Annotated in this window: 27 protein-coding genes and 2 pseudogenes; 12 read left to right on the plus strand and 17 right to left on the minus strand. The window is 61.8% G+C overall.

The window, feature by feature from the left end; translation table 11 throughout:
* The first annotated feature begins 51 nt into the window (after positions 1–51).
* The 3 genes from NMG70_RS12920 to rpsI all read left to right on the plus strand — a co-directional run bounded on the left by NMG70_RS12920 (position 52) and on the right by rpsI (position 1,914).
* Positions 52–702, plus strand: coding sequence for a LysE family translocator (locus NMG70_RS12920; RefSeq protein WP_436798382.1), 651 nt, complete (start codon positions 52–54; stop codon positions 700–702).
* A gap of 263 nt (positions 703–965) precedes the next feature.
* On the plus strand, positions 966–1,430 hold the full coding sequence (gene rplM, locus NMG70_RS12925) for a 50S ribosomal protein L13 (protein ID WP_023798353.1): 465 nt from the start codon (positions 966–968) through the stop codon (positions 1,428–1,430).
* 1 nt (position 1,431) lies between these two features.
* A complete protein-coding gene (gene rpsI / locus NMG70_RS12930) occupies positions 1,432–1,914 on the plus strand; it encodes a 30S ribosomal protein S9 (RefSeq protein WP_023717316.1) in 483 nt (160 codons plus the stop codon).
* A gap of 277 nt (positions 1,915–2,191) precedes the next feature.
* Here the strand turns inward: rpsI and NMG70_RS12935 are convergent, their stop codons facing one another.
* The gene (locus NMG70_RS12935; RefSeq protein ID WP_254024878.1) at positions 2,192–3,094 is read right to left on the minus strand and encodes a LysR family transcriptional regulator; all 903 of its coding nucleotides are present in this window, start codon (positions 3,092–3,094) and stop codon (positions 2,192–2,194) included.
* A 95-nt stretch (positions 3,095–3,189) separates the two neighbouring features.
* On the opposite strand from NMG70_RS12935, the pseudogene NMG70_RS12940 reads away from it, so the two are divergent.
* Positions 3,190–4,063: pseudogene (locus tag NMG70_RS12940) on the plus strand (aldo/keto reductase family oxidoreductase).
* Positions 4,064–4,330: 267 nt separating this feature from the next.
* On the opposite strand, the gene NMG70_RS12945 reads toward NMG70_RS12940, so the two are convergent.
* On the minus strand, positions 4,331–5,389 hold the full coding sequence (locus NMG70_RS12945; protein ID WP_254024879.1) for a glycerophosphodiester phosphodiesterase family protein: 1,059 nt from the start codon (positions 5,387–5,389) through the stop codon (positions 4,331–4,333).
* Positions 5,390–5,745: 356 nt separating this feature from the next.
* On the opposite strand from NMG70_RS12945, the gene speB reads away from it, so the two are divergent.
* The 3 genes from speB to NMG70_RS12960 are packed head-to-tail and all read left to right on the plus strand — an operon-like array spanning position 5,746 to position 8,550.
* On the plus strand, positions 5,746–6,753 hold the full coding sequence (gene speB / locus NMG70_RS12950; RefSeq protein WP_254024880.1) for an agmatinase: 1,008 nt from the start codon (positions 5,746–5,748) through the stop codon (positions 6,751–6,753).
* Between the two features lie 24 nt (positions 6,754–6,777).
* A complete protein-coding gene (gene argC, locus NMG70_RS12955; protein ID WP_254024881.1) occupies positions 6,778–7,710 on the plus strand; it encodes an N-acetyl-gamma-glutamyl-phosphate reductase in 933 nt (310 codons plus the stop codon).
* A complete protein-coding gene (locus tag NMG70_RS12960; protein WP_254024882.1) occupies positions 7,711–8,550 on the plus strand; it encodes an aminoglycoside phosphotransferase family protein in 840 nt (279 codons plus the stop codon).
* Here NMG70_RS12960 and NMG70_RS12965 read toward each other — a convergent pair.
* A complete protein-coding gene (locus tag NMG70_RS12965) occupies positions 8,540–9,631 on the minus strand; it encodes a COX15/CtaA family protein (RefSeq protein WP_254024883.1) in 1,092 nt (363 codons plus the stop codon). The two genes, NMG70_RS12960 and NMG70_RS12965, sit on opposite strands and share 11 nt — an antisense overlap.
* Before the next feature lie 152 nt (positions 9,632–9,783).
* Here NMG70_RS12965 and NMG70_RS12970 point away from each other — a divergent pair, with 152 nt between their 5' ends.
* A complete protein-coding gene (locus NMG70_RS12970) occupies positions 9,784–10,002 on the plus strand; it encodes a DUF2842 domain-containing protein (RefSeq protein WP_023798362.1) in 219 nt (72 codons plus the stop codon).
* A gap of 415 nt (positions 10,003–10,417) precedes the next feature.
* Here the strand turns inward: NMG70_RS12970 and NMG70_RS12975 are convergent, their stop codons facing one another.
* The gene (locus tag NMG70_RS12975; protein WP_254024884.1) at positions 10,418–11,014 is read right to left on the minus strand and encodes a helix-turn-helix transcriptional regulator; all 597 of its coding nucleotides are present in this window, start codon (positions 11,012–11,014) and stop codon (positions 10,418–10,420) included.
* Positions 10,999–11,502 carry a cupin domain-containing protein gene (locus NMG70_RS12980; RefSeq protein ID WP_254024885.1) on the minus strand — a complete coding sequence of 168 codons (504 nt, stop codon included), beginning with the start codon at positions 11,500–11,502 and terminating at the stop codon, positions 10,999–11,001. Before NMG70_RS12980 ends, NMG70_RS12975 begins: the two co-directional genes overlap by 16 nt.
* Positions 11,503–11,740: 238 nt before the next feature.
* On the opposite strand from NMG70_RS12980, the pseudogene NMG70_RS12985 reads away from it, so the two are divergent.
* Positions 11,741–12,715: pseudogene (locus NMG70_RS12985) on the plus strand (DUF2332 domain-containing protein).
* A 319-nt stretch (positions 12,716–13,034) separates the two neighbouring features.
* Here the strand turns inward: NMG70_RS12985 and NMG70_RS12990 are convergent.
* From NMG70_RS12990 to NMG70_RS13040, 11 genes are all read right to left on the minus strand, one after another.
* The gene (locus NMG70_RS12990; protein ID WP_254024886.1) at positions 13,035–13,190 is read right to left on the minus strand and encodes a Rossmann-fold NAD(P)-binding domain-containing protein; all 156 of its coding nucleotides are present in this window, start codon (positions 13,188–13,190) and stop codon (positions 13,035–13,037) included.
* The gene (locus tag NMG70_RS12995; RefSeq protein WP_367185534.1) at positions 13,187–13,606 is read right to left on the minus strand and encodes an SDR family NAD(P)-dependent oxidoreductase; all 420 of its coding nucleotides are present in this window, start codon (positions 13,604–13,606) and stop codon (positions 13,187–13,189) included. Before NMG70_RS12995 ends, NMG70_RS12990 begins: the two co-directional genes overlap by 4 nt.
* A gap of 252 nt (positions 13,607–13,858) precedes the next feature.
* Positions 13,859–14,896 carry an alpha/beta fold hydrolase gene (locus NMG70_RS13000; RefSeq protein WP_436798383.1) on the minus strand — a complete coding sequence of 346 codons (1,038 nt, stop codon included), beginning with the start codon at positions 14,894–14,896 and terminating at the stop codon, positions 13,859–13,861.
* 29 nt (positions 14,897–14,925) lie between these two features.
* Complete coding sequence (locus NMG70_RS13005; protein WP_254024887.1) at positions 14,926–16,047, minus strand: thioredoxin family protein; 1,122 nt, start codon at positions 16,045–16,047, stop codon at positions 14,926–14,928.
* Positions 16,048–16,114: 67 nt separating this feature from the next.
* The gene (locus tag NMG70_RS13010; RefSeq protein ID WP_254024888.1) at positions 16,115–16,777 is read right to left on the minus strand and encodes a VOC family protein; all 663 of its coding nucleotides are present in this window, start codon (positions 16,775–16,777) and stop codon (positions 16,115–16,117) included.
* Positions 16,778–16,842: 65 nt separating this feature from the next.
* Positions 16,843–18,120 (minus strand): epoxide hydrolase family protein, encoded by a 1,278-nt coding sequence (locus tag NMG70_RS13015; protein ID WP_254024889.1) that lies wholly within the window; start codon positions 18,118–18,120, stop codon positions 16,843–16,845.
* Positions 18,117–18,545, minus strand: coding sequence for a DUF6130 family protein (locus NMG70_RS13020; RefSeq protein WP_254024890.1), 429 nt, complete (start codon positions 18,543–18,545; stop codon positions 18,117–18,119). Before NMG70_RS13020 ends, NMG70_RS13015 begins: the two co-directional genes overlap by 4 nt.
* 89 nt (positions 18,546–18,634) lie before the next feature.
* Complete coding sequence (locus NMG70_RS13025; RefSeq protein ID WP_254024891.1) at positions 18,635–19,996, minus strand: epoxide hydrolase family protein; 1,362 nt, start codon at positions 19,994–19,996, stop codon at positions 18,635–18,637.
* A 237-nt stretch (positions 19,997–20,233) separates the two neighbouring features.
* The gene (locus NMG70_RS13030; protein ID WP_254024892.1) at positions 20,234–20,620 is read right to left on the minus strand and encodes a response regulator transcription factor; all 387 of its coding nucleotides are present in this window, start codon (positions 20,618–20,620) and stop codon (positions 20,234–20,236) included.
* A gap of 73 nt (positions 20,621–20,693) precedes the next feature.
* A complete protein-coding gene (locus NMG70_RS13035) occupies positions 20,694–21,356 on the minus strand; it encodes a response regulator transcription factor (protein WP_091595473.1) in 663 nt (220 codons plus the stop codon).
* 13 nt (positions 21,357–21,369) lie between these two features.
* Complete coding sequence (locus NMG70_RS13040) at positions 21,370–23,058, minus strand: sensor histidine kinase (RefSeq protein ID WP_254024893.1); 1,689 nt, start codon at positions 23,056–23,058, stop codon at positions 21,370–21,372.
* 529 nt (positions 23,059–23,587) lie between these two features.
* Here NMG70_RS13040 and NMG70_RS13045 point away from each other — a divergent pair.
* From NMG70_RS13045 to NMG70_RS13055, 3 genes are all read left to right on the plus strand, one after another.
* The gene (locus NMG70_RS13045; protein WP_254024894.1) at positions 23,588–24,214 is read left to right on the plus strand and encodes a class I SAM-dependent methyltransferase; all 627 of its coding nucleotides are present in this window, start codon (positions 23,588–23,590) and stop codon (positions 24,212–24,214) included.
* A 102-nt stretch (positions 24,215–24,316) separates the two neighbouring features.
* Positions 24,317–24,706 carry a hypothetical protein gene (locus tag NMG70_RS13050; protein ID WP_254024895.1) on the plus strand — a complete coding sequence of 130 codons (390 nt, stop codon included), beginning with the start codon at positions 24,317–24,319 and terminating at the stop codon, positions 24,704–24,706.
* A 5-nt stretch (positions 24,707–24,711) separates the two neighbouring features.
* Positions 24,712–24,978, plus strand: a complete 267-nt coding sequence (locus tag NMG70_RS13055) for a hypothetical protein (RefSeq protein ID WP_254024896.1) — start codon at positions 24,712–24,714, stop codon at positions 24,976–24,978.
* Here the strand turns inward: NMG70_RS13055 and NMG70_RS13060 are convergent.
* A complete protein-coding gene (locus NMG70_RS13060) occupies positions 24,975–26,030 on the minus strand; it encodes a polysaccharide deacetylase family protein (RefSeq protein WP_254024897.1) in 1,056 nt (351 codons plus the stop codon). The two genes, NMG70_RS13055 and NMG70_RS13060, sit on opposite strands and share 4 nt — an antisense overlap.
* Positions 26,031–26,047: the final 17 nt, after the last annotated feature.

Genomic DNA, 26,047 nt, shown 5'->3' on the forward strand with positions numbered 1-26,047 from the left:
GAACGAAATGTCCGACAATACGTTCGCAGCTCCAATCAGGCCCGCAAAAACATGCCCGAACTTCCTACCTATCTGGCATTCCTGGTCGCAGTGCTTGGCTATCAACTATCCGGCCCCGGACCGGACATGCTTCTGGTGATCAGCCGCGGTATCGGACAGGGCCGGCGGGCAGCACTAGCAACGGCGACCGGCTGCGTTTTCGCAGGCGTGATCCAGATTCCGCTGCTGGCAATGGGACTTGCATCGCTGATCACGACCTCGCCTATTGCGTATGGCTTTCTGCAACTGCTCGGAGCGGCGTACCTCATTGCAATCGGGACAAAGTTCTTGCTCGTGCGGAACCAAGCGGGAAGAGACAGCATCGTCACGACCAGCGAGGGAGGCTTGGCGGGCGCCTTTCGGCAAGGCATGATCTGCAACCTGACCAATCCTACCGCACTTGTCTTCATGCTCGCAGTGCTGCCGCAGTTCGTCCATGCCTCCACAGGATCGTCGGCGATGCAATTCATCGTACTCGGGGCCACCATGAAGGCTACGGGCTTTCTGGTCCTGGGAGCTGTGGCCTTGGCCTCAGGTACGGTCGGTGGCTGGCTGGCACGCAATGCCGGTTTTCTTGTCTGGCAAGAACGCCTGGCCGGTGCAATCATGATTGCTGTCGGCATTAGACTCCTGCTGGCCGCAACTATTCCCGGGAGGCGCTAACCAAATTGATGGATTCCACTGTGGTATAATAATACCTTTCTTGTAACCCATTGATTTAGAAGTGCAATCCTTCTGACATAGCCAGGAAATGCAGCTTGACTGCCCTAGTCCCCTCACCTATAAGCCCTCACGGAACAGCGGTCCGCAAAGGCCGCCGTTTTGTTATTGGCGGCGGGCGAACGCTCTGCGTCAATCCAAGCAACAAGAAACGCCTTTCCTTGTCGTTCGTCGATAGGGAAGGTCCGAACCGAAAGCAACAATCCATGGCAACCTTTTCGCAGAAGCCTGCGGATGTGGTGAAGAAGTGGGTGCTGATCGACGCCGAGGGTCTCGTCGTCGGCCGTCTCGCCACTGTCATCGCCAACCATCTTCGCGGCAAACACAAGCCCACCTTCACCCCGCATGTCGACGATGGCGACAACGTCATCGTCATCAATGCCGACAAGGTGGTGTTCACCGGCAAGAAATTCACCGACAAGGTCTATTACTGGCACACCGGCCACCCCGGCGGCATCAAGGAGCGCACCGCGCGCCAGCTGCTCGAGGGCCGTTTCCCCGAGCGTGTCGTTGAGAAGGCCGTCGAACGCATGATCCCGCGTGGTCCGCTCGGCCGTCGCCAGATGAAGAATCTCCGCGTCTATGCAGGCACGGAACATCCGCATGTCGCCCAGCAGCCCGTCACGCTCGACGTGGCCAAGCTGAACGCCAAGAACAAGAAGGTTTCGTAAAATGGCTGAGCTTTCCTCGCTCGCAGAACTCGGAACTGCCACCGGCAACACCAACACGCAGCCGGCTGCACCCGTCCATGTCCAGAAGCTCGACAAGTCGGGCCGCGCCTATGCCACCGGCAAGCGCAAGAACGCCATCGCCCGTGTCTGGGTGAAGCCCGGCTCCGGCAAGATCGTCGTCAACGACAAGGTGTTCGCCGAATATTTCGCGCGCCCGGTCCTGCAGATGATCCTCAACCAGCCGATTATCGCCGCCAACCGCGCCGGCCAGTACGACATCGTCGCCACGGTCATCGGCGGCGGGCTTTCCGGCCAGGCCGGTGCCGTGCGTCACGGCATCTCCAAGGCGCTGACCTATTACGAGCCGGCGCTGCGCGCCGTGCTCAAAAAGGGCGGCTTCCTGACCCGCGACAGCCGCGTCGTCGAGCGCAAGAAGTACGGCAAGGCGAAGGCCCGCCGCTCGTTCCAGTTCTCGAAGCGCTAAGCACTGCGCAGCTTCAGCCAGTCGAAAAGGCCGCCTCCGGGCGGCCTTTTGTTTTGGCGCCGAGCCATCACCCCACCCGCGCCTGCGGCGCGACCTCCCCATCAGGGGAGGTAGATGGTCGGGGCAGCTCCCGCCCCTTGAGTCTAAGGCCCGACGGGCGCCAGAACGATGGTCTGAGTGTAAGGGCGCGATTCCCTACCTCCCCTCGATGGGGAGGTCGGCGCGTAGCGCCGGGTGGGGTGACGGCGCCGGGGGCAGTTCATGCCTGGCGCAGACCTCAGGTCCGGCTGTCCTTGATAAAGTCGATAAACGCCCGCAACGGCGCCGGCACAAGGCGCCGGCCGGGATAATAGAGGAACGGCCCGGGGAAGCTCTGCCACCAAGGTTCGAGGACGGGTTCGAGCACACCGCTCTCAAAGTAAGGGCGAAGCCAATCCTCGAACAGGCTGACAAGGCCGGTACCGGCGATGGCTGCATCGACGGCGAGATCGGCCGCTCCGCCCAAGGTCACGAGAAGCGGCCCCTTCGGATCGACCCGTACCACCTCGCCGGCACGCTCGAATTCCCATGGCGGCATCGCACCACTGGCGAAGCGGCCGCGCAGGCAGGCGTGACCGAGAAGGTCGCGCGGGTGTTCCGGCCGGCCATGGCGGTCAAGGTAGGCAGGGCTGGCAGCGGTGGCAAAGCGCTGAAGGCGCGGTCCAATCGGCACCGCGATCATGTCCTGTTCCAGCCGCTCGTCGTAACGGATCCCGGCATCGCAGCCTGCCGCCAGTACGTCGACAAAGCTCTCCTCGGCGATCACCTCTAGCCGGATGCCGGGATAGGCAGCGAGAAACCCCGGGACGATGCTGGGCAGCACCAGCCGCGCCGCGCTGACCGGCACATTGAGGCGCAGCGTGCCTGCCGGCCGGTCACGATAACCGTTTACCACGTCAAGTGCTGCCTCGACCTCGTTCAGGGCCGGGCCGAGCCGCGCCAGCAAGCCGACACCCGCGTCGGTCAGCGCGACGCTGCGTGTCGTGCGATTGAGCAGCCGGACACCGAGTTGAGTCTCCAGCCGGCGCACCGCCTCGCTCAGACGCGACGCGCTGCCGCCGCTTGCACGAGCGCCCTCGCGAAAACCGCCGGCGCGCGCCACCGCCAGGAAGGCATTCAGATCACCAAGTTCGACATTCACTGTTCGCAATCCCGCACAACCCGTGCGGATTGTAGCGGATTATCAGGACAGCGCACAGCGGCTATTTCTGCTTCATCATTCGAAGGAGACAGATCATGCCCAGCATCGACAAGTCAGGTACATTCACTCTTGGCGACCGCTCCGTGAAGCGGCTCGGCTATGGCGCCATGCAACTCGCCGGACCCGGTGTTTTCGGCCCGCCTAACGATCATGACTCAGCCCTGGCCGTGCTGCGCGAAGCCGTCGCGCGTGGCGTCGACCATATCGACACCAGTGACTTCTACGGCCCACACGTCACCAACCGGCTCATCCGCGAAGCGCTCGCGCCCTATTCCGACGACCTCACCATCGTCACCAAGATCGGCCGCCCGCCGCGGCGCCGATGGTTCATGGCTCCCCGCTTTCTCTCCCGAGGAGCTGGCCCAGGCGGTGCACGACAATCTGCGCAATCTCGGGCTCGACGTGCTGGACGTGGTCAACCTCAGGATCACATTCCATGTGCATGGGCCCGCTGAAGGGTCGATAGAAGAACAATTCGCTGTGCTGGTCGGGCTGCAGCAAAAGGGTCTGGTGCGTCACATCGGGTTGAGTAATGCCACCTCGGCGCAGATAAAAGAAGCACGGCGGATCGCCGAGATCGTCTGCGTGCAGAACCAGTACAATCTGGCGCACAGGAGTGACGACGCGCTGATCGACGAACTTGCCCATGACGGCATCGCCTATGTGCCGTTCTTTCCGCTCGGCGGCTTCAACCCGCTACAGTCGTCTACCTTATCGGGCGTCGCTCAGCGTCTGGGCGCCACGCCCATGCAGGTCGCGCTCGCCTGGCTGCTCGGTCGCGCGCCAAATATCCTGCTCATCCCCGGCACCTCTTCCGTCGCGCATCTCCGGGAGAACCTCGCCGCGGCCGAACTCGATCTGCCGCAGGATGCCGTCAGGGAGTTGGACGGCGTGGCGATGGCTGCATGAGGATTGGCGAAGAGCTACGCAGCTTCATAAGGAGGCCGCCTTCGGACGGCCTTCTTGCTGCTCGGCTGTCACCCCACCCGCGCCTCCGGCGAGACCCCCCATCAAGGGGAGGTAGGAGGTCGCGGCAGTTCCCCACTCGCCGAACGGTCTGCAAAAGCCAGCCGGGTGACGGAACGATGGTCCGAATGTAAAGCGCGACGCTACCTCCCCTCGATGGGGAGGTCGGCGCGAAGCGCCGCCGGGTGGGGAAGCACCCACGTCGAATTTCTAATTGATGCTCGCCGTATTCGCCGGCTCCGCCGGCCGCGCGTCAGCTGAATAAGGCACGCGGTAGCCGTTCGCGGCCAGCCACTCGATCGCCGCTTTCGGCTCGTCGGTCTGGATGATGGTGGCGCCGCGCTCGGCCCAGAAGCCGTAGGTCTCGCGCGGCAGGCTGGCGAACACCGCCAGTTCATCGCCGCGACCGCCGGCAAGGAAGCCGCCCGGCTTGTTGACGATGGCGTAGGTATTGGCCCAGATGTGCCAGTCGCCCCTTATCGCCGCCGCGCGCATGCGCGGGCTGAACAGCGGCCCGCCGGTTTCGGTCAGCGTCTCCGCGCCGTCCCGCCAGTTGATCATCTCGACCGCGCGCGGCGAAAAGGCGCCGCTGACTTTCTCGGCGAAACCGGCGTCGCGAACCGCGTCGTCGGCAATGATCGGCATGAACTGGAAACCGCTGCCGATCGCACCCATGGCGGCCTTGACAGTGGTGATCCTGGCCGGATTCCACAGGTTTTCCTTGACGATCACCTGCTCGGCCATGTCAAGGTCACGCGCCACCGCGATCATGCCGGCCAGGCTGTCTACGTCCAGTTTGTTGTCGATGTTGATGAGGATCCTGTCCTTGGTCGCCATCAGCATTTCGCGCAGCGTCGAAACCGGCTCGTCGGTGACGGCGCCGGTGCCTTCGATCACCAGTCTGCAGGTCTTGAGTTCGGCCACGGTGCGCTTGATCACCTCGCCCTTGCAGTTGGTCGTGCGGTCGAGCCAGCTGTCATGCATGACGACGAACTGGCCGTCCTTCGTGCGCCTGACGTCGACCTCGACGATTTCGGCGCCAAGCGCGATCGATGCCTCGAGCGCGGCGATCGAGTTCTCCGCAAAGAGCGTCTTGCGGGCCTGCAGGCTGCCTGCGCGGTGTGCCGCCACCATGACATGGTCGCGCCACTGGTTGGCGTGTTCGAAACGGTCGAGAATCTGCCTGGCGCGTGTTTCGCCTGCCGATGCCGAGCCAGTGAACAGCACCGAGGCGGCGGCAAGCAGAAGGTTGAGCCAGATCGTTCGCATGAGAATCGCCCCTACCGGATGCAGACCCGGATAAGCGACGCACGTGACAGCCCAGTGAACGAAGCCGGCTTCGCAAATGCTTGCCGAGATCAATGCCGGCGTCCTGGCGGTCAGTGGCCGGCTTGGCGTGCTGAAACCTGCTCCGTTCCCGGGCTGACAGCCATTCCACGACAGGACGGCGAGCTACTTTCGGTTGTATTCATGCATATCTACGCAATTTCAGGGTTTGCTATGCGGGCTCACCTGGCAAGCAAGAAGTTGTGACCGAGCTCGAACGGCCATGGCCCTCGGAAGGGGTCGCATTTCTTAGAATTATATCCAATAAGGTTGCGCCTCGACGCACAGGAGATCGCTTCATGCCGAATACCAACATCGACCACGCCTTCACCGCCCGGGCCAGGACGGGTGCGTCCTTCGAGCCGACCTATGCCGGCGCTCTGTCGTTCATGCGACGCAAATACACGAAGGACGTGAAGGGCGCGGACGCGGTGGTGTGGGGCATCCCCTTCGACGCCGCCGTCACCAACCGGCCGGGCGCGCGTTTCGGACCGCAGGCGATTCGCCGCGCCTCGACCATCCTCGACAACGACCCGCAATACCCGTTTTCGCGCGATTTGTTCGAACATCTCGCCGTGGTCGACTATGGCGATTGCCTGCTCGACAGCGGCAATCACCAGAAGACGCCGGGAACGATCGAGCGCGAGGCGGCAAAGATCCTGAAATCCGGCGCCTTCCTGCTATCGCTCGGCGGCGACCATTTCGTTACCTGGCCGCTGCTCAAGGCGCATGCCGCCATCCACGGTCCGCTCGCCATGGTGCAGTTCGACGCCCACCAGGACACCTGGCCGGACGACGGCAAGCGCATCGATCACGGCTCCTTCGTCGGCCGTGCGGTCAAGGAGGGGATTATCGATCCCGACCGTTCGATCCAGATCGGCATCCGCACCCATGCGCCCGACACCTTCGGCATCAAGATCCTGTACGGCCACGAAGTCGAGGACATGCGCGCGTCCGATATCGCCTATGCCATCGTCGACCGCACCGGCGGCAAGAAGGCCTACGTCACTTTTGACATCGATTGCCTCGACCCGGCCTTCGCGCCCGGCACCGGCACACCGGTCGCCGGCGGGCCATCCTCGGCAAAAATCCTGTCGGTGCTGCGCCAGATCAATCAGGTCGATATCGTCGGCGCCGATGTCGTGGAGGTTGCGCCGGCCTATGATCACGCCGATATAACGGCAATTGCCGGGTCGACGGTGGCCATGCACTATCTCGGGCTGCTGGCGGAACGAAAGGCCCGGCTCGAAGAGCTGAACAACGGCAATCACGCCGTCGCCGTATTGAATCAGGCAAGCGGCATCTAACATAACAGGAATTCAGGCAGGCAAATGAAACCGAAAATCTTCATCGACGGCGAGCACGGCACCACCGGTCTCCAGATCAGGGCGCTGCTTGCCGAGCGCGGTGACCTGGAGATCATCTCGATTCCGACCGAGCGCCGCAAGGAACCGGCAGCCAGGGCCGAGTTCCTCAACGCCGCCGATGTCGCGATCCTGTGCCTGCCGGACGCAGCCGCGAAGGAAAGCGTCTCGCTGATCACCAACGACACGACAAGGGTTATCGACGCCTCGACCGCGCATCGCGTCGCCGAAGGCTGGGAATATGGTTTTGCCGAAATGGACAAGGCTCAGGCGCGCAAGATCGCTTCGGCGAAGCGCGTCACCAATCCAGGCTGCTGGCCGCAAGGCCCGATCGCGACGCTCAGGCCGCTGGTGGCGGCCGGGCTGTTGCCACCGGATTTTCCGGTTACCGTCAACGGCATCACGGGCTATTCGGGCGGCGGCCGGCCGATGATCGAGGACTATGTCGCCAAGGGCGAGGATGCGTCGGAATTCCTGCCCTACGGGCTGACCCTGCAGCACAAGCACGTGCCAGAGCTCAGGACCTATGCGAAGCTGTCGCATGACCCGATCATGCAGCCGGCGGTCGGCAATTTCGCGCAAGGCATGATCACCGTGGTGCCGCTGCAGCTCGGCGGCCTCGACTATGTGCCGACCGGCGCCGAGCTCCACGCGGCGATTGCCGACCATTTCGCCGCGATCGATGGCGGAGTGGTCGAGGTGGCGCCCTATGCGCAGCTGGAGCGCGTGCCGGAGATCGATCCCGAAATCTACAACGGCACCAACCGGATGATGCTCCATGTCTTCGCCAACGACGACAGGGCCCAGGCGCTGCTGCTCGCCGTCTACGACAATCTCGGCAAGGGCGCCTCGGGTGCTGCCGTGCAGAACATGGATCTGATGCTCGGCCTCAGGCACTGAATGGACGCTCCGGCATTTCCAAGCCGCTGGAAGGTCACCGCGCCAGAACTGATCGCCGAGACGTTCAGCAGCCGCATCTGGAAGGTTTTTCGCGAGGACGGCTCGCCGGCGATCGTCAAGGCCCTCAAGGCTTTCGACGACGTCGAAGACGAATTGCGCGGCGCCTATTTTCTCGCCTGGCGGCGCGGCGAAGGCGCGGTACGGCTGCTCGGCCGCGACGGCCACTGCATGCTGCTCGAATATGCCGGTGAAACCTTGCTGTCGCAGGTTCTCGCGGAGCAGGGAGACAATGCCGCTACAGCAATCGCGGCCGAAGTGATGGCAAGACTGTTCTCGCCATCGGACCACCCTGCCCCACCGGATCTGCAGCCGCTGCGGGTACGGTTTTCCAGCCTGTTCAACAAGGCGAGGGTCGATCGCGACGCCGGCGAAAAGAGCCTCTACGTCGAAGCGGCTGCGACTGCGGAATGGCTGTTGGCCGATCCGGTCGACGTGCTGCCGCTGCATGGCGACCTGCATCACGACAACATCATGCTGGGATCGCGCGGCTGGCTGGCGATCGATCCGAAGGGCGTTCTCGGCGATCCCGGCTTCGACGCGGCGAACATGTTCTACAATCCGCTCGACCGCGACGACCTTTGCCGCGATCCTCGGCGAATTGCCGACATGGCCGAGATCTTCGCCAAGACGCTCGGCCAGACGCCGCCAGCCATTCTGGATCACGCCATCGCCTATGGCTGCCTGTCGGCGTCATGGCATCATGAAGACGGCAATGCGATCGAGGAAAGCCGCGAATTGTCCATTGCCACGGCGATCAGGACGGTGCGGCTCAGCCTCTGACGGCGATCTGGCTGGGCATGGGATAAGCGCCTTTGGTGCCGCGCCAATGCGCTGCGGCAAACCCCAGCAGGACAAGCGCGAATGCCTGATGCGTCAGCGCCATGTGCAGCGGCACCTGCATCAGCAACGTGCCGATGCCGATCAGGGCCTGCACCAGCACCAGCAGAAACAGCAGCGTCGCGCGGCGCGCATGCGTCCTGCCGGGCTGGCGGCGGTGCGTCGCGATCATGTGCCAAAGTGCTGCGACGAAAATCGCGTAGGCGCCGAGCCGGTGGATGAACTGGACCGTCTTCGGGCTCTCGAAGAAATTGCGCCATGCCGGCTCGAGGATCAATAGATCGCCTGGAATGAGCCTACCGTCCATCAGCGGCCAGGTGTTGTAGCTCAGGCCGGCATCGAGCCCGCCGACCAGCCCGCCGAGATAGATCTGGATCAGCGCCAGCAGCACCAGAAAGCCGGCCAGACGCTGGGTCGAACGGTCGGCGGCGGGTTCGGAGTGCGGGGCCAATCCACGCGCGACCACCATGGTCGCAGTGAAGATCAGCGCGGCCAGCGTCAGATGCGTCGCCAGCCGGTACGGGCTGACGGAGACCCGGTCGACCAGCCCTGACGCCACCATCCACCAGCCGATCGCGCCCTGCAGGCCGCCGAGAAGAAGAATCCCGATAAGCTTCGGTCCAAGGCCGCGCTCGATGCGGCGTGTCGCCCAGAAAAACACCAGCGGCGCGGCGAACACCAGGCCGACACCGCGCGCCAGGATGCGGTGCAGCCATTCCCACCAGAAGATCGACTTGAACGCTTCGATGCTCATGCCCTTGTTAAGCTCGGCATATTGCGGGATCTGCTGGTAGCGCTGGAATTCCTCCTGCCATTCGGCGTCGTTGAGCGGCGGGATGACGCCGTGAATCGGCTTCCATTCGGTGATCGAAAGGCCGGATTCGGTGAGCCTGGTGGCGCCGCCGACCAGCACCAGCACAAACAGCACCAGGAGCACGACGTAGAGCCAGCCGCGCACCAGCGCCCGGTTACGCAGGTCACGATCGCGGGCCACGAAAGGCGCGGCAGCTGATATGGCAGCCATAGGCTTGTCCCGGCAGGTTGCAGTCGCGGATTGGTGAACCATCGCAATCCAACTGGCAAGACCGGACAGCGCGGCACGCCGTCGCGCCGCATCTTGCGGGTTGCGTGTCTCTTTTCTTGGGCCTAAGCGAAAGGGATCAACCGGATCGCGAAATGCCCATTCGCCTGAAAAAGCTGATCGGAACAATCCTGCTGGTGGCGCTGGTCATCGTCTATGCGCTGGTCGCATCGATCGTGGCGGTTGCCCAACTGGCGGAATCGGGTCCATGGGCGCATTTCCTGTTCTTCCTGCTCAGCGGCATGCTCTGGGTGCTGCCGGCCATGGGCATCATCAAGTGGCTGATCCTGGAGCCGCCGCGGCCGAAGAACTGAGGTTTGCTCGCCGCCGCCAGATGGTGAAGCCTGACGCCCGAGGCAAATCAGCGTGGTTTTCTGCCTTCCGTGTTGCCGATCGGAACGCAGCGCCAAGAGTGCTCATTGCCGAACACTACTCAGGCGTCCCGTTTGGGCCGAGAGCAGGCTCGGCAGATTCGGGCTGCGAATAATCGAATAATAAAGAGCGGACATTCAGGTTGGTGTGGGCATCGTCGTGGAGCCGAATGCTCGGCAGTAGGTCCTGGAGGTCCGAATGTCTCGACGGACGCCGGCTTCCCCGGCTCGGCCTTTAGGTAGAGCGGCAGCTTAAGGCGCAGCGGACGCAGGGTGGCTTCCCGGTGGAAATGATGTCACCCACACGCAGTAACAACTGGTTGAGATGCGAGACCAGAAACGCCAAGCAGCAGTGGCCCTAGCGTCCCGCCGGTGAAGAAGCGGCCGGCCGTAGCGAAGGGGTCTGGTGCAAGGCCGCGACCGCGACATAATCGCGCGTAGCAGGCAGACCGAAAGTGATGTCGGACGCCCATGCCATGTTGGCCATGTAGCTCTGAAGCCTCGCGAAAGCGGCCTTGTAAGAGTCATCCGGCAATTGGGAATTTGTCACTATCGAATGCGCGCGCTGCCGAAACTGGAGGGGACTGCACCCGAAACGCTCTCGAAACCGGTGGTAGAACAAGGAGGGATTTCCAATCCCACGAGCGGACATGATGTTCAAAACCGTCTCGGTTGTCGTCAGAAGATCTTCCACCACGGCGTCTATCTTGATGCTTTGCACGTAGTCTCGGAAGCTGATGCCGGTACGCGCCCTGAAAAGGCGCGACAAATGGCTCACCGTAACACCCTCCGCGTCAGCAAGCTCGCCAAGCGATGGCGCAGGACGGAGGCGACCCAAACTGTCCATGATCTGCAATATGCGATCGCGGCCGCTCCCTCGCGGCTCGCGGCGCTGATGATCGATCGGCTCCCACGGTATGAAGCGGTGAATGTAGCAGCTCAGCCCCGTCGCCATCGCACCCCGCACGACTGCTCGTCAGGCCTTCGCGTATCGCTGAGAATCATGCGCGCCACGAATGCCTTGATCGGCAGGATCATTCGTTGAAACGGCTTACTGTGCAGAAAGCTTTTGCAGCGATAGGAACGTTCCGCGAAACCCAGAAGACCAAGCCTCTCATAATGCGAAACATCAAGATGAACACCGCAGATGAGTGAATCGGCCGAAAGGGACACCGAATTGTGCGTTTCATCTGCGTTGATGATCATCAGATCGTCTTCGTGCATCAGACAGGGCCGCCCTTCCACTACGATTCGCGCGGTTCCCCTCAGCACCAAAAGGATCTCCATTTCCGGATGCCAGTGAAAAGGGATGTCGCTGGCACCGTGAATAAAAGGCCTAGCCCGCGAGATGCCGTCGAGGTCGAGTTGTTGAAGCCCATGGTTGACGCCATACCGGCGCTCTCCGGCCAAGGCACCCACAACTATCGCGTCACGCTCCGACATCCCAAACACCTTGCACAGAAATATCAAAAAGTGACGTTCAACGAGGTCACATACTGCATCTATCGATTGGCGCGGTAGTGCAATAGTGTTGCCCAAAACGGCTTGGTCAAGGGCGTTCGGCCTCTGGCGATCAGATTCGCATCACGGAGGGAGTGCCCGGCCTAAGAACGGCAATTGTCAAATTGGAGCTGTCATCGTGCCGGCCGGCAGCAGGCATGGCTTTATGGGCGAGGAGGGCTTGGCCGAAATCTCAGCCCGATACATTCGCTTCGCCGATACGGAGGCTCGCGGTCGGTCGCCGCTATACGAGGAGTTGGCTCGTGCGGTCGCAGGCGACCGGGAAACACTCGGCTTCCTGTCGACCCTCCCGGACGTGAAGCGGCAACCCAACCTTCTGCTCGCCGCGGTGCGTCACCTGTTCGGCACGCCGACAGGATGGAACGAATTTCGCCAGGCGCTTCTGGCGCAGCCCGAGCCTGTGCGCTCGCTCATGCTCGAGCGCTCGACGCAAACCAACGAGCCGGGAAGGTGCGCCACACTGCTGCCCGTCCTGGCGCGCCTGCCGCAGCCGCTGGCCCTCCTGGAGGTCGGGACCTCCGCTGGGCTCTGCCTCATGCCCGACCTCTACGGCTACGACTACGGGCGCAAGGTGATCCGCGCACCCGAGATGGCCTCGGAGCCGCCTGTCTTCCGATGCTCCGCCAGCGAGACAACGCCATTGCCGACGGCCTCGCCGTAGGTCGTCTGGGGGGCAGGGTTGGACCTGAGCCCGATCGATGCTTCGGACGCCTCGCAAGTGGCATGGCTTGAGACACTGGTCTGGCCGGAGCAGACGGCGCGGCTTGCCAATCTGCGGGCCGCTCTAAAGATCGCTGCCACAGTCAAGCCTCGGGTGGTGAAGGGCGACCTGCGTGGGGGCGATCTCGTGCGGCTCTGCAGCGAGGCGCCGAAGGACGCTACCCTCGTCGTCTTTCACACAGCCGTTGTCGACTATGTCTCCGACCTCGCAGATCGAGAGGCCTTCGCTGAGCAGGTGATGCGTCTCTCTCCGTATTGGGTATCGAACGAGTTCCCTCGCGTATTCCCGTCCATCGCCACACGCGCCGGAACAAGCTGGCCACCCGGCCGCTTCCTCCTAACTGTGAACGGCTCCCCTGTCGCTTGGACGGACCCGCATGGCGCCTCGCTCGAATGGATCGCGGACGAGGCGTAGGCGGCTGGTAATGACAACGTCTCCAACCGCTCGCCCAAGGTCTATAGGTCCGCCTCGAGCCGTTGCGCGAAGGGCAGCTTGAAGGAGCGCCATGAAGGTCGTCTAATGGCGCAACCTTCCGGTTCACGAACCGGAAAGTCTGACCCGTTCGAGACCTTTCGGAGCCTATATCTGTTCCCAAAACCGGACATTGAGCGCAACCAGCGCCCATGACCGCTTGCGGACCTTGAGCAGCAACGAACGAACGGCGGCTTTCAGCACAATCGGTCTTTGAGGACAGACGGCCGGGACGACTGGAGTTGCCAATAACGCTATGCGATTAACCAAGTGGTGGCGGGTCGAGATAGATTGGCTTTCCGTCGGAGAAGCTTCGCTTAACCTCTCTGGTGAAATCATCGGCGAGCACCTCTTCCTTGTTAGCCTCAAGGCCGATCAAGGCGGCTTCCGCAGCCTGCTGCGGACTGATTTTCTTCATGTCGAATCCATGGTCATGTCAGTATCCATGAAGCTCACATGCAGACCGAGCACTGCCGTCTTGTGGCCGCGGAGTTCGATACGCAAGGCATTTGTGAAGCTCCAGGCCGCGGATTTCGAAGCCGAATATGCGGCAAGCATAGGCCGGGCATACCACGTCGCGTCGGACAACACATTGATGATCGCTCCGCCGCCGTTCCTGGCGAGGATCGGAGCGAATGCCTGGCTGACGGCGATCGTTCCGAAGTAGTTTGTCTCGAGGATCTCCCGCGCTCCCTCGATCATACTCGGGTCAAGAGTGCTGCTGGTCAGGTGGGCAACGCCAGCGTTGTTGATCAGCAAGGTCGTATCGCCGCATTGGTTCGCGGCTTCGGCTATTGAGGCGTGATCGGTTACATCCAGTCTGACCTGTATGATGCCCGGCCTGCTCGCATCAGTGGGTTGCGCACACCGGCATAGATCTTCCTTGCGCCGCGTTGAAGGGCTTGCTCAGCAAAGGCCAAACCCAGCCCGCGATTTGCGCCCGTTATGAACAGTACGGAGTTTTGGATAATCATAGTCGTCCTCTCTGGCGGGCTGGTTCAAATCGGCCAAGGCCGTTCAAAGTCCGGCGTAGATGGGAAGTAGTTCTCTTCTTCTTGTCCATTGCCAGCCGCGCCTATAGGCCGATCAATGACCGTCAGCTTCGACGACAGCTTTGGCGAAGGCTTGCGGAGCTTCCTGCGGCAAGTTATGCCCGATGCCGCCGTCGATTGTCCGGTGCTCATACCTGCCCGAGAATTTCCTGGCGTAGGCGCTCGGATCCGGATGTGGTGCGCCGTTGGCATCACCCTCAAGCGTGATGGTTGGCACGGTGATGGCGGGAAACTCGGCAAGCCGCTTTTCGAGATCGTCATACTTCGGCTCGCCTTCGGCCAAGCCGAGCCTCCAGCGATAGTTGTGGATCACGATCGCGACATGATCCGGATTGTCGAAGGCCGCAGCGCTGCGGTCGAAGGTCGCGTTGTCGAAGGTCCATTTCGGCGAAGCGATCTGCCAGACGAGTTTTGCGAAATCGCGCGTGTATTTCTCGTAACCGGCCTGGCCGCGATCGGTTGCGAAATAATACTGGTACCACCATTGCAGCTCCGCCTTCGGCGGCAGCGGCATCCTGTTGGCCTCCTGGCTGCCGATCAGATAACCGCTCACGGAAACCAGAGCCTTACATCGCTCCGGCCACAGCGCCGCGACAATGCAGGCAGTCCGCGCGCCCCAGTCACAACCGCCGATGGTTGCCTTCCCGATCTTCAGAGCATCCATCAAGGCGATGATGTCGAGCGCGATCGCCGATTGCTGGCCGTTGCGGACCGTCTCACTTGAAAGAAAGCGCGTCGTGCCATGACCGCGCAGATATGGCACGATCACGCGGTATCCCATCGACGCAAGCAAGGGCGCGACATCGACATAGGTGTGGATGTCGTATGGCCATCCGTGCAGGAGAATGACTGCAGGACCATCGGTGGGACCGGCCTCGGCATAGCCGACGCTCAGCACGCCGGCGTCGATCTGATTCAATGGCCCGAAAGGTGTTGCTGGCTCTTCGGTTGCCTGCTGTGCTGCTGCCGGAGCGACCAGACCGAGCTGAGTGGCTGCGACAGCCATCGCGGCGGTGCCTAAGAACCGGCGGCGATCTTGGTCGATCCCATCCGGGATATTGAGCGAATGCATTTGGGAAACCTCCATCGTTGCGCAGGCAATCAGCCGAACGTGAACGCGAAGACCTCCACATCCGAGTCGAGAAACTCGATCTCGAACTGGCGATCGACGATGGGATGCGGTTGGCGGATCAGTTGGTACAGGCGCTGCTCCGTCACCGTGCCTTCGCCTTTTTCGTCAATGTCAATTCCGTGAGCAGCGCCTGGCGGCTGTCCGTCGATCAGCGCCCGAAATCTCACGGAAGTTCCCGTCGCTGCCGGCCCCATGACGAGATGAAGATCGCGTGCGTGAAAACGATACGCGAGCTTTCCATTGGACTTATTGAGTACGGCGTTCTCCTGCCTTACCGTCCAATCCCCAGATAGCCCCCATTCATTCACGCGTAGCCGTTCCGGCACTTCGTAGCTGCCCGGCTCGTCCAAGACCAGTTCGCCGCTGGACGCAAAGTTCCGGGTGCGTGCGTAGCCGAGATAATTTTCTGGAGACTTGAGGTTGTCCCAATCGGCCGCCGCTTCGATACCGCGGACATCTACCGACAGGGGCCTACTGTCGAACCCGCCGGCTCCAGCCTCGGCAAGCAACTCCTGGATGATCTTTTCCGATTGTTCGTATGAGCCTTCGCCAAAATGATGATGCCGAACATGCCCTTGTGAATCGATGAAATACAGCGCTGGCCAATAGTGGTTGTTAAAGGCACGCCATATGGCATGATCGCTGTCGACGGCGATCGGATAATCAACTCCCAAATCCTTCGCGGCGCGACGTACATTGTTCAGGTCTTTCTCAAACGAGAACTCCGGTGAATGGACGCCGATCACCACCAAACCTTGATCGCGATACTTCTCCTCCCACGCTCGGACATAGGGTTGTGCTCGAAGCCAGTTGATGCAGGTGTAGGTCCAGAAATCTATGAGGACGACCTTTCCCTGCAAAACGGACGCCGAGAGCGGCGGTGAATTGATCCACTCGTCCGCACGCTCGAGAGAAGCAAGCGCGGATTGACCCGCAACAGCGCCGGTGGAAAGCCCGTGAAGGAACGGAGCCTCTGCCTGTTTGGAGATAATGGGCCGCGTCATATTCGTATCTCCTAGAAAACCTGCAATCGATGCGCCGATTGCCATCGCGAGTACCGCGGCTACCAACAGCCTGATAGTTTTCATCATGACGCCTCTGGGTACGATCGAAATTGGCGCGCGCACCGAAGTGGGCGCAACGCGCGCGCCGAACTCGTCAAAGCGGCAGCGGCTTGCCGGCTTGCTCCGCAACCATGTACTCGGCGTACCAGTCGGGCCAGTTCTCGTCGCGGTGGCCGCCGTTGCGCTTCTCGTGCTCGCCGTGGGCTTCCGACGCGCGCCGCATCGCTGCAGCAAGATCCGCTACGGAAGCGTAGTTGGTGGTGTTGGAGTCGATCCGGCCAGGGAGCCGGGTGGTGACCTCCTGCAGCAGCCACTCATTGCCGTCTGGATCCTTGAAGGTCGCGTAAGAGGAATAGCTCTGCCGATCCGGATGCCTGCCGCTGACCGCCGGCTTGCCTGGACCGGCGCGGTGGAACACTTCGCTCACCTCGACGCCGTGGCCAATGAGTTCGGCGCGCGCGGCGTCAATGTCCGACACGACGAGGAAAAGCCCGCTTGCGGAGCCGGGCGCGGCCGGCGTGATGCCGGTTCCGAAATGGATCGAGGCCGGCGAGCCCGGAGGCGTGAACTGCATCGCCCGGAACGTGTCGCCGACGACGAAGTCGCCGTCGAGCCTCCAGCCCAGGCCTTCGTAAAACTGCTTGGAGCGTGCTGCGTCCGAAACTGGGATAACCACGGCCTCGAGCTTCATGTCGAGAATCCGCGTTCCGGGAGTTTCGATCGGTTTTTCGCTATGCGTCAGAGTGGTGCTGCTCATGTCGATCTCCTTAGGTTTAACCTGTTAAGCGTTGAACGCGTCCAGGCTGGGGCCTGGTACGCGCCTCAGAAATCTTGTCGGAGCGGTCGGAACGCCGCACGCAACTCAGCGGAAAACAGTTCGGGCTGCTCCCAGGCGGCGAAATGACCGCCCTTGTCGACCTCATGAAAGTAGATCAGGTTTGGATAGGCGCGTCGGGCCCACGTCTCCGGGGCCAGATACGTTTCCTCCGGAAAGACCGTGATGGCCACCGGCAGCGCGATCTCGAGGGTCCGCTCCACGGCCGCAAAAACAACGCTGCGTCCACCGTACTCCCAGTACAGCCGCCCTGCTGAGGTCGCGCTGTCGCTCAGCCAGTACTGAGTAATGTCGTCCAGCACCTCGTCCGGGGACTTTTCGGGATCGCTGTTGTCGTATGTCCAGCGTGAGAAGCCCGGATGTCCGAGCATCCACGCGGCGAGCCCGGCGGGGGAGTCATTGATGGCGTAGCCGATCGTCTGCGGCCGGGTGCCCATCATCGTAGCGTAGGATCTGTTCCCCATCTTGGCTGCAGCGCTGAGCGCGTCAAACGCTGCGCGTTCCTTATCCGTGAGTCCCGTTGGCGCTGACCCGCCGACGGCGAGCACCGCGGCAATCTCGGGCGGCACAACCGCCGGCAAGTTAATATGAATGCCGAGCAGACCTGTCGGCGCCTGGCGCGCCATCGCGCTGGAGACGGGGGAGCCCCAGTCGCCACCCTGTGCGACGTAGCTTGTGTAACCCAGGCGTTTCATCAGCTCCGCCCAGGTTTGCGCGATGCGATCAGGTCCCCAACCCGTCTCTGTCGGCTTGCCGGAGAAGCCATATCCCGGCATCGAAGGCAGGACGAGATCGAACGCGTCCTCCGCCCGTCCGCCATGAGCTGTGGGATCCGTCAGCGGGCCCACGGTCTTGAGCAGTTCGAACACCGACCCGGGCCAGCCATGCGTCATGATCAGCGGCAAAGCATTGGGACGCTTCGAGCGGACGTGAATGAAGTGAATGTCCACGCCGTCGATCGTTGTCATGAATTGAGGCAGGGTGTTGAGCTTGGCCTCGGCCTTTCGCCAGTCGTAGCCGGTGCCCCAATACTCGACGAGCGGCTTCAGCTTGGCCAACTGTATGCCCTGCGACTGGTCATCGACCGTCTCGCGATCCGGCCACCGTGTTTCCGCGATGCGCCGGCGAAGCTCCTCGAGCGCAGCTTGCGGCACCTGAACTTTGAAAGATCGGATCGAGCGATCTTCGGCCGCATTGGCTTGGCTCAGGGCAGAAAGGATGCAGAGTCCGAATGCCAGCGCAGCCGCCAGTGTGTGGAGCTTCATGGCTGAATCTCCTTGCCCGGCGAGTGGAACGTCACCGCTTGCTTGGTGAAGACGTTACCTTCGGCGTCCACCACCTCGATCAGAATCTTATGCTGGCCGCGCGGCATGCCCACCAGGATGATGGTGTCGCTCTGACCGTAATCCGCCCACGCCCAGGGCAGGTCGTCCACGGTGAGGTGCAGGTGCCCGACCCGCGGAGACACGTTGCGCGCGGCCGCCCCACCGACAGGCAGGATGCGCAGGTTCTCCACCCGGTACGGGATGAACACCACGCCCCCGGCCAACGGACCCGGAAGCGGCGGCTCCACGATCAGCTTTGGCGCGGGCTCGTTGTCGATGGGCACGACCGTGCTCTGGGCGAACGCACCCGTGGCGAACACGGTGCAAGCCGCGAGTGCGGTGAGTGTCTGGATGAGAAGGTTCATTGCATTCTCTCCTTTTGGAGATTGCGCTGGGGTTAATCGCCAGGCGGAGGGTGACGCGCACGTCCGGCGCGCCATCCCCGCTCAACACTTCACGCCGTCCGCAACGTCTTGAACGATGCGCGCACGTCGTCGGTGAAGTACTTCGGCTGTTCCCATGCCGCGAAGTGGCAGCCCTTGGGCGGGTGGCCGTAATGCAGGAGCTTCGGGAACGCGCGCTCGGTCCAACTCTTCGGCGCCGTGTAGATCTCGCTGGGGTTCGCGCTCACGCCGACGGGAATGGTGATGCCTTTGGCGTCGAAGAAGCCCGCCTTCGCCGTTTGCCGGTGTTCCCAATAGAGCCGGGCCGACGAGATGGCCGTGTTGGTCAGCCAATAGAGCGTGATGTTGTCGAGGATGTCGTCGCGGGTAAGGCCCTCCGGCTCCCCATCGAAGGAGCGGGCTATCAGTGCATAACTGTCCGCATCGTGATCGAGAATCCATGACGCCAGGCCGGCCGGTGAATCGACGAGCCCGTAAAGCGTCTGCGGACGAAGCGCCATCTCGTTGGCATAGCCCAGGCCGAACTTGTAGAAGAAGGCGACCTGCTCGTAGGCGCGCTTTTCGTCGGGCCCAAGATCGGCGGGAGGCGGACTGCCGGCGGCAAGCGCCCTCACAATCTCGGGAGGAATGGTCGCTGGCATATTGGTGTGGATGGCGATCAGCTCGGGAGGCGCCATCAGAGCCATCTGTTCGGTGATGAGAGCCCCCCAGTCGCCGCCCTGTGCGACAAACCGGTTATAGCCCAGGCGCTTCATCAGCACGGTCCACGCTTTCGCGATGCGCACCGGATCCCAACCGGGTTGGGTCGGTTTGGCGGAAAAGCCGTAGCCCGGCATCGACGGGATCACTACGTCGAACGCGTCGGCCGCGGTTCCGTCATGGGCCGTGGGGTTCGTGAGCGGATCGATGACCTTCAGCAGCTCGATGACCGAACCGGGCCAGCCGTGCGTGATGATGACCGGCAGCGCACCCTGATGGCTTGATTTCACATGGATGAAGTGGATGTCCAGCCCGTCGATCTCGGTGACGAAATGCGGCAGCGACTTCAGCTGCGCCTCGCACTTGCTCCAATCATATTCCGTTCCCCAGTACTGGATGAGCTTCTGCATCGTCGCGAGTTGCACGCCTTGTGTGTCGCCTGCCGCCAACGTCGCCGAAGTCCGCCGAGAAGCTGCTTCGGACACCAACTCGCGCTCCGGCCAACGCGTGGCGGCGATGCGACGGCGTAGCTCGTCGATCTCCTCCTGCGGGAAGCTGACGGTGAAGGGGCGGATTGAACTGGCTTCGGCCGCGGCCGTCGGCTGAGACGAGGTGAAGTTGAACGCGGCAGCGCCTGCCGAAGTGGCAAGCAATGCGGTGGCCGATGTGGCAAGAAAGTCGCGCCGATTTGGCGCCGGTGAGGCCGTGGACATGATCAGTCTCCTTCGTTGCGCGGTGCCATTAGAGTGGTTGAACACTTTAGTTGTGCTCTCACTCCAGTGCGCACTCCATCGGACGTAGGTTGGTCGTGACCGCGTGTTCGTTTATGGAGGTCATACCTAGGTTTATAGGCCCCGGCGGGCCCGAGCCTCCCCCGGTTGAACGGATGCGCTTCGACGATGGACTTTGCGGTCTGCTGAGCCTGATCGCGCCCAGCTGTCAGCGACGCTCTAGTCGCTCTCACCGGCACTGTTTTTCAATGCAACGTCAAGGCAGCGAGACAGCGTGTCGCCGTCAAAAGGCTTGCTCAAAAAGCAGACGGCGCCTCGAACCAACGCTTGAGCGTGCGCCTTTTCATCGGGAAAGGCCGTGATGAAAATAATGGGCGTATGATGTCCACGTATGCGCAAGATATCGTGCAACTCGATTCCGCTCATCTCCGGCATCTGGATGTCTGAAATCAGACACGAGGTTTCAGCCAGTTGTTCCGAATGCAAGAACGCACGTGCGGATGGGAAAGCGTGGGCGACAAACCCAAGCGACCGTACAAGACTCGTAGTTCCGCTTCGAATGGATTCGTCATCGTCGATGATTGAAATAACGGGGGTGTCTGGCAAGCGATTGGCCCATCAATGCGCACCGACAATGGAACGAGTCGGCTGTGTTCGAAAGTCATACATAGATATGAGGCTACGAGGACATTTCCCGGCCGATACCGAGTGCTTCGGCCATTTTGACCAGGTCCGCGAGCGATTTCGCACGCATCTTCTTCATCGCGTGGCCGCGATGAATTTTAACCGTAATCTCGCTGAGGCCGATGTGAGCGGCGATCTGTTTATTCATTAAGCCAGTAGCGACGAGCGCCATCACCTCCTGTTCGCGCGACGTCAGGCTGTCGAACAGGCCCTTTAAGTCGAGCCGTGCGCGATCGGCATCCAGCCTGGCCCGGTCGCGGGTGATCGCGGCGGTGACGGCATCCAGCATATCCTGGTCGCGAAACGGCTTGGTGATGAAGTCGACGGCGCCGGCTTTCATAGCCCGTACGGACATGGGGATATCGCCGTGTGCAGTGATGAAGATGATGGGAATATGGACATCGGCCTTGGTCAACTCGGCATGAAGCTCGAAGCCGCTCAACCCCGGTAGCCGAACATCGAGAACCAGGCAGCTCGGAATCGGAGGCAGCTTGCTTTGCATGAGTTCGTTCGCCGAATGGAATAGTTCGGCGCGCAAACCGACCGAGCGGAATAACAGGCCGAGCGAGTCGCGGATTCCGACGTCGTCATCGATCACATAGACAGCAGCCTCAACCTCTGTCGTCGGCTGCAAACTGTTCGGTGCGACTTTGATCACAGACGGATCCTCGTCATGCGGAGACAGATCGAATTGCGCTAAAATGAAATATGGCACCCCGGGGCGTGTTCGGGGCCGCCCACAACCGCCCATCGTGGGCTTCGACGATCGATCTGCAGATCGACAGGCCCATCCCCATGCCGTCGGGCTTTGTCGTGAAGAGCGGGTTGAATATTCGATTCACGTCTTGCGGACCAATTCCTGTTCCAGTGTCCGCAACCGAAACCGTTACGTGGCCATCGTCATGCAACTTGGATTTCACGGACAGCACCCGCGCCCCGCCGACCGCGGCCATGGAATCGATGGCGTTCGTGATCAGGTTTACAAGCAACTGCTGTAGCTGGATTCGATCGCCTGTTACCCGCGGCAGGCGTTCATCAAGCTCGGCTTCGACCATTATCCGGTGTTTCGCCAGACCCTCTCGCACCAGGGCGAGTGTTTCCCCGATAAGGCTGTTGAGGTCGAGCGGAGCTCGCTTGCGGTCTTCTTTCTTGAAGATCGTTCTAATTCCGTCGATCACCGCTGCCGCGCGATGACCACCGGCGATAATCTGCTTGAATGCCTCCTTTGCTTCCTCCAGATCGGGCATCGAGCGACTGAGAAAGCGCAGGCCAGCATCGGCACTCGTTATCATGCCGGATAGAGGTTGTTTGACTTCATGCGCAACCGTGGCTGCGACTGCGTCGCCGGTTACCAGTCGCGCCTCGCGCTCGTGACGCTGGCCACGGACCGCTCCGAGAAGCCGCGTATAAAGGGTCGTTATCTCGTGAAGCAGAACCATAAGAACGAGACCGCTGGACAGAACTCCGAAGATGCGGACGGTATACCAGCCAAGGCTGAAGCGAGCAGGATCGGGGTAATAGCTTAAAGGTATCTCTATCGAGAATAAGAGCATGACGACCATCAACCAAAGATCAAGCATTGAGTGTCGCCGGATCCAGAGCACGACGATTGCGACGATACTTAGCAACGCGACGGGCGCGCCCACATAGGGCCACACCGGACTAAGGCGAGTGGAATCGAGGGTCACACGCGGTAACAACGCTTCGCCTGCTATGAAAAAAAAGGACGCTAACGAGACCACAGCTGCGGTCAGGGCGACACTGAGGATAATCTCCGCACGCACGGTGCCCTGCCGAAATCGTTTGCTGGGGTTCGAGCCCTTTGAGAGGGCATAGCCTAGGACAAATAGGGGAAAGCCAGCGTGCTGGAAAAAGTAGATCCACGACGTACTCTGCATGCCGCCCACCAGGCCGCCCCGTGGCGTGAACAGACCTGGAAACGCCAGGACAAACGGGATCAGCATGAGCGCTGTAAAGAGATATCCGCTTGCAATCAGGAGCGTGGCACGTGAGCGCAGAATGGAAAACTGAGTGTACAGGAGGATTGCGGTGATCGAATCGTTCACGAACATCGCCGTCGCGTAGGCCGGGACGAAAGCGTCGACCCGGCTCAGATGGATGCCCGAGAGCGGACTAACAGTGATCAAAACATAGACGGCCAGCAGGCCAAGCACAAAAACAAGAGCGAGCTGCTTTTGCGCCCGACTTGGCGGCAAGCTCGAGAGGACGAAAAAATCGTCCTCTGGGACTGTCACGGCTGTCCTTTCCATAAAATACTCATCGCAGCGGCTGCAGCGCGCGGCACGAAAGTCATGACGCTCGAATATGAAAAAGCTCATTTTGCCTGAACTCATCGTCATTCTACCACCCGGGTTGCCAAGTAACAACGAACGAGGAAGGCGCGTCAGCGGAGATCGCACTTTCCTGCCAACGATCTCGAACCTGCACCTTCCCAGTTCGGCGATGGCCGTGGCCCGTCAAACCGAGTAACGGCGGGATACGGCTAGCGTTTGGGTTTACGCCTCAACGGACTCGAGTCCGAGACTCGCGCGCAAGGATTGGTCCGCACGTGCCAATGTCCGAAAAGGGGTCCGAGACGCGACTTTCGCTGCATCACTGGCAAAGTCAGCAAATTGCGCAACCGCGATCTCCGGTCGCCAACAATGTTCGCTTTCAGCAGTAGCAACGGTCACCTCAACGGCCGAGATGCGGCGCATTGCCGCCCGGCAGCCATGGGCAATCGGTCGGGTAGTGTCTCTGATCGCATTTCTGCTAAAGCTGGCAAGCAAATCGCTCGCGATGTCACCAACTGCCGAAAGTGTAAGCGGCGCAATGGGCTGATGGGCCTCTCGCTCATCCGGTCTCTTGTCTTGAAGGAGGAGCGCTAGGATGAGCACCGACCGGGATACCGTGCGGTCCTATGATACGGTCGCGGCGGAGTACGCTGCCGAGGCCGCGGCGATGCCCGAATGGGTCGCGACCGAGATCGAGGCGTTCGTGACCGAGCTGGGTGGCTTGGGCAGGGTGCTGGAGATCGGAAGCGGTGGCGGGCGAGATGCACTTGAGCTTGAGAAGCGGGGGATTAGCGTCCGGCGCACCGACATTTCGAAGGGTTTCGTCGAACTGCTTCACGAAAGCGGCTTCGAGGCCGACCTGTTGGACCCGCTGACCGACGACTTGGCCGACCCGCAGCGTCCTGGCACGCCGTACGACGGGATCTGGGCGTGTGCCTGCCTGATTCACGTCGCGCGCGAGGATTTCGGCACGGTGCTTGGACGCCTTGCCGAGGCGACCCGGCCCGGTGGTCGACTGCACGCCTCGGTTAGAGAGGGCGATGGCGAGGATGTGTCCACACACGGCAGCGCTGCAGCGCCTCGGCGCTACGTCGAGACGTACTGGCGCGAGTCTGCCCTGCGGTCCGCACTCACAGACGCCGGCTGGATCGTCAGCGAGGTACGTCGGTGCATCGGAAAGCCCGATGATCGGTGGCTGAGCGTTCGGGCGAGTCGGCCGTGACGCACACAGACCTTGCGGAGAAGGTCAGCATTCGGGATGCCTCCATGTTGTGCTACATCCAGACTCGCCGGCGGCGGCGACAGCGACAAGGGGTGGCAAGGGATGCTGGACATCGAGAAGGACACTGCGACGAGGATCATCGACGCGCTGGCGGTCGCCATCGACGGCAAGCCCTCTTCGGCGAAGAGTTTCAACCAATTCCCCTACGAGGACCTCGCCGACTACGGCAACTGGGGTCAAGACAACAATGACTCGAAGAGGGACACGCCGCGCACGCGCGCGCTGTTCATGGCCTATCTCGTCTTCTCCGGCGGACGCATCCCGCTGCGCGGCATCGAGATGCACGGGACCTATTTCCGGCCGGACGTCTGGGTCGCGGGTGCGCTCGTCAAGAAGGGCTACCTGACCGTCGACGAGAGCGCGCAGGAATTCGTGGTCACGCTGGACGGCTGGAGCTTCGTCGCTGACACGCTGGAAGTCCTCGGGAAATAGCCGCCATGCAATACGCCCTGGTCGTGGTCGACGGTAGCGTCTTCAAGCAGAATTTCGACGTCTATCAGGAACTTCCGGCTCCGGAGTCCGAGCTGGGTCAGGACCTCGTGTGGGAGAAAGCCGAGCGGCACATGCAAGGCACGATCGTCCGGATGTGCGTCCGGCTTTCCGAGCGCAGGTCTGAGAACCCGGAGGCGACGAGGCGCGCATCAGCGATGGTCCGCAAGGGGTCGGTTCTTGCCGTCCACCGGTACCAAGTGTCAGACCACTAGATGGTGACCACCATCTTGCCGGCATTGGCCAGCGGCGTCGTCACGCCCGACAGCATCGTGCGGATATGGGCAACGCTCTGATAGCGACCGTTGACCGAAATGCGCGGCAGCGCTTGCAGAAAACCGGCATGTTCGGCACGCAGCACGCCGTGGCGTGTCGTCACCGCCGAGACATAGCCGGCATCGCGGGCAAAGCCGACTTCGCGGTCGCCAACCGCGCTGGCATAGCCATAGGGATAGGCGAAATGGCGCGGCGCCTCGCCAAGCTCGGCCTGCAATATGCCCTTGACGTCATCGACCTCGTGCCGCGCATCGGCTTCGGAAAGCCGCTTCAGATTGCGATGATTGACGGTGTGCGCGCCGATCGTCACGAGCGGATGCCCTGCCATGGCGCGGATCTCGTCCCAGTTCATCAACATGCTCTGGCGCGCGCCCAACTCGATGCCGTTCGACCGCGCCAATTCGCGCAGCACCGCGCGCTGGTCCTCCTCGCGGACCTCCAGCGTCAGATGGTCGTGCAGGCGCGCAAAGGCCTGGATTTTCTTGCCCGGGGTCGAGCAGTCGATCGTCACCGGACCGTTCGCGATGGTCAAAACCAACCGGTTCCGCGCGCTGACGATGTCCTCGACCACCTCCCACCACAGATCGGCGGCGCCGTTTATCAGCCCCGGCGCGACATAGATGGTGATCGGCGCGCCGTGCTTTTCCAGCACCGGCAGCGCCTCGGTCATGTTGTCGCGGTAGGCGTCGTCGGCGGTGATCGCCGCGAACTGGCCACCCTTGCCGCCGGCCTTGATGCGCTCGATCGCCTCGTCCAGGGCGACGAATGTATAGAAGTGCGCCTTCATGTCGGCGATCACCGCATCGAGGAACTCAGGCGCGATGTTGAGATGCCGGTTGACGCTATCAGGCTTTTCCGGCGTGGCGGTGACCCGGTGCAGCATCAGGATGGCGCCGATGCCGCCGACGAACGGCTTGGCCAGCGGGGCAAGACCGGTATAGCGGACGACGTTGAGCGCCAGTTTCCGGATTGCCTCGCCCCCGTCGATCATTCATTCACCTTTTGCGC

It is taken from the genome of Mesorhizobium ventifaucium, from assembly GCF_935822925.1.
GTDB classification, from domain to species: Bacteria; Pseudomonadota; Alphaproteobacteria; order Rhizobiales; family Rhizobiaceae; genus Mesorhizobium; species Mesorhizobium ventifaucium.